5 protein-coding genes and 1 pseudogene are annotated in these 2687 nt (G+C 45.9%); 2 read left to right on the forward strand and 4 right to left on the reverse strand.

What is annotated here, in order from left to right; translation table 11 throughout:
* The 3 genes from ACESLU_RS13920 to ACESLU_RS13930 form a co-directional block, all read right to left on the reverse strand.
* A partial coding sequence (locus ACESLU_RS13920; protein WP_372639235.1) for an L-histidine N(alpha)-methyltransferase occupies positions 1-378 on the reverse strand: 378 nt, incomplete at its 3' end.
* Positions 379-583: 205 nt separating this feature from the next.
* A complete protein-coding gene (locus ACESLU_RS13925; RefSeq protein WP_372639236.1) occupies positions 584-829 on the reverse strand; it encodes an anti-sigma factor in 246 nt (81 codons plus the stop codon).
* Between the two features lie 52 nt (positions 830-881).
* Entirely contained in the window at positions 882-1550 is a 669-nt protein-coding gene (locus ACESLU_RS13930) for an RNA polymerase sigma factor (RefSeq protein ID WP_372639237.1), read from the reverse strand.
* Positions 1551-1649: 99 nt separating this feature from the next.
* Here ACESLU_RS13930 and ACESLU_RS13935 point away from each other — a divergent pair, with 99 nt between their 5' ends.
* Together ACESLU_RS13935 and ACESLU_RS13940 are read left to right on the forward strand one after the other, a co-directional pair.
* Positions 1650-2009 carry a DUF3179 domain-containing (seleno)protein gene (locus ACESLU_RS13935; protein WP_372639238.1) on the forward strand — a complete coding sequence of 120 codons (360 nt, stop codon included), beginning with the start codon at positions 1650-1652 and terminating at the stop codon, positions 2007-2009.
* A 56-nt stretch (positions 2010-2065) separates the two neighbouring features.
* Positions 2066-2398, forward strand: a complete 333-nt coding sequence (locus tag ACESLU_RS13940; protein ID WP_372639239.1) for a hypothetical protein — start codon at positions 2066-2068, stop codon at positions 2396-2398.
* 7 nt (positions 2399-2405) lie between these two features.
* On the opposite strand, the pseudogene ACESLU_RS13945 reads toward ACESLU_RS13940, so the two are convergent.
* A pseudogene (locus tag ACESLU_RS13945) lies at positions 2406-2687 on the reverse strand (pyruvate/2-oxoglutarate dehydrogenase complex dihydrolipoamide dehydrogenase); the annotation flags it as partial.

Genomic DNA, 2687 nt, shown 5'->3' on the forward strand with positions numbered 1-2687 from the left:
AGACGTGTGCTCTTCCGATCTCCTGAGATGTCCTGCAACCGACGACAGAAATTTTTCCGATATTTCAACAGGGATATAAGCAATGACATGCGAGAGATGATCAAGCAATAACTTCGTTTTTTCACTGCTGCCACTGCCCAGTTCGACTAACACGGTCTCACTTCCGATCTGCCTGATGATTTCCGGCATATTTTCCCGCATGATGGCCATTTCGGTTCGGGTGGGGTAGTATTCATCCAGTCTGGTAATTTGCTCAAATAACTGTGATCCCCGTTCATCATAAAAAAATTTGCTGGGAAGTTTTTTTTGCGATTTACGTAACCCATGCAACACCTCTTTCAGCATGGTTGGCTGATATTCCTTAACCTGATTTTCCATCAATAGCTCTGTTAGTTGCAAGTTTCTTTACGTATACAACGAATATCCGCTGAACCTTTGGTTTACGGAAAAACCAAAGTTCCGTACCGATCATTCAGTTCGGGATTACCGAATTACTAACACAGCAAACTATAACCACCTTGGAAAAATTGTATACTATGGACACCGATTGTCAGTTTGGTATGGTCGGTGCAGCTGATGATTATCATTCTGAAAAAGCTTGAGTATTTTTAAGTGCTTCCAGCAACGCCTCATATTCCTCACGGCATTCCCCACATCTCTTCAGGTGATCTTCCACAAGCGGCATCGCTTCTTCGGGGGATTTGCCCTCCAGTTTCATCTCAGCAAATTCATGGAGCTGTTCAAAACAGTCGTCGCATCCGATTTCATCCGGACGGGTTTTGGTGGCAGCGGTTACAAGTTTTTTAATAAATATCCTGGTGATCTTCATACGCTAAATCTTGCTTTTATTCCTCACTTTGACAACATCAGGTGTCATTATCTTACATTTTGTTAAATAGTTCATCGGGATCAATACCTTCCAGTTCAAGTTTATTCTTGATTCTCATTCGGGCATCATGGACCAGTTTGTAAAGGGCATTCCTGTTGGTATTCATTTGCTCGGCCACAATCGTAACCGAATGCCCCCGGATCATGAGCGCATGAATGGCTTTTTTTTGTTTGTCCGTCAGGTCGTTATTAATAATACGCAATACCCTCTTGAGCATCATTTGTTCGTGGGCCGTTTCGCCGGGATCCGGCAAATCAGTGGCAAAGGTGAGCGAAGTTAACTCATTGCGTCCCTCTTCATCGGGGTATTTGAAATCTTCAATAGAGGAATCGTCATATTTTTTTCGGCGAAGCTCCGTGAGACCCTCCCGGACGGCGATCTTCATGGCCCATGTGATGAGTTTACTGTCTCCCCGGAACGATTCAATGTTGTCCAGTATTTTAAGCAGGGCATCCTGGGCAACATCTTCCACAAACTGTTCCAGCTCCCGGTCTACGTACTTGTGAAGGGCCGGCTTAAGTCCCCGGATAAGCTTTCCCCGTAACTGCTCTACAGCACGTTCATCCACAGGCTCCGTCAACGCTTCGATCCATTCTTCGTTGGTCTCGTAAGAAGCTTCCCCCTTAAGACGTCTCTTAAACCAGTTGAGCATGCTGTTCATTCTTTGCTTTTTTATATCAAATGGTAAATAAAAAGAGTTATGCTTCCCTTCAACCCTTTCCGGTTAAGTTATGTAATAATATTGACGATTGGAATTCCCATGATCGCAATTAGTCAGGATCGCTTGCCGCGGGAATGGAGCACTGATACCAATAAAGCTCTTATTGAACTTGATGAGCTAAAAAGAGGAGGCCCTCCCAAAGACGGAATCCCCTCCATCGACGATCCTGCGTTTATTTCCCCCGGCGAGGCCCGTTCATGGATCGCCGGCAAGGAGCTGAGCTTTACCCTTGAGGAGGATCGTATTGTAGATGAGCAAACAGGGTCGGTGTGGACTGTTACTGGCATAGCGGTAAAAGGTCCCTACAAGGGAAAACAGCTCGAAAGGGTTACCTTTGGCGACTACTTTGCGTTTGCGTGGCTGGTGTTTTGGCCAGGGACAGAAATTTATTCTGAGTAACAAAAAACGACAGGCAGTGCGGTTTGGTGAACTAATATTGATAATATTTTGATGCTATGATCCCCGTGCTCAGTGGTTTAGGTTACCGGCTTGCTCGCTTTCTATCCCAAACGGATGAAGAGCAGGAGTCTATCGCCACGTGTTCCAGGGAAGCCCTGGAGGCGGCCTTGCAGCCTGGCGATGTACTGTTAATTGACGGTACCAGCCGGATTAGCATGGCCATCAAATATATCACGCAGTCCACCTGGTCACATGAAGAAATTCTACATATACGTCATCACAGTTTATTCGCACCACGTGATTTTGATGTATCGCCCTACTTTCAGATTATAAAACCCTCTATTTTTAATGGCTTTGATCATCACGCACTGACGTGGGCCAAAGAATAAAATGGGGTTAGCCCTTGAATGGCTCAAGGTTCCCCAGCATCGTCGGAATCAACTCCGAAACCGTGGGATGAATATGCACGGCTCTCTTGATGGTCGTATAGGGTTCGTCGGCGTACATGATATCCAGGATGGAGTGGATAATTTCGTCCCCCTCAATTCCGAGTATCGCCGCGCCAAGGATTTCGTCGGTATCGGCGTCAATGAGAATCTTCATAAAACCTTTGGTCTCTCCCTTTTCTTTGGCCCGTGCAATTCGATCCATCGACCTTTTGCCCATTAACACATTGCG

The sequence above is a fragment of the Fodinibius sp. genome (assembly GCF_041642155.1).
In the GTDB taxonomy this organism is placed as follows: Bacteria; Bacteroidota; Rhodothermia; order Balneolales; family Balneolaceae; genus Fodinibius.

Bases quoted from the DNA above. Each gene is read 5' to 3' on its own strand.
- ACESLU_RS13925 (WP_372639236.1), bottom strand. From the start codon at position 829: ATGAAGATCACCAGGATATTTATTAAAAAACTTGTAACCGCTGCCACC.
- ACESLU_RS13930 (WP_372639237.1), bottom strand. From the start codon at position 1,550: ATGAACAGCATGCTCAACTGGTTTAAGAGACGTCTTAAGGGGGAAGCT.
- ACESLU_RS13935 (WP_372639238.1), top strand. From the start codon at position 1,650: ATGATCGCAATTAGTCAGGATCGCTTGCCGCGGGAATGGAGCACTGAT.
- ACESLU_RS13940 (WP_372639239.1), top strand. From the start codon at position 2,066: ATGATCCCCGTGCTCAGTGGTTTAGGTTACCGGCTTGCTCGCTTTCTA.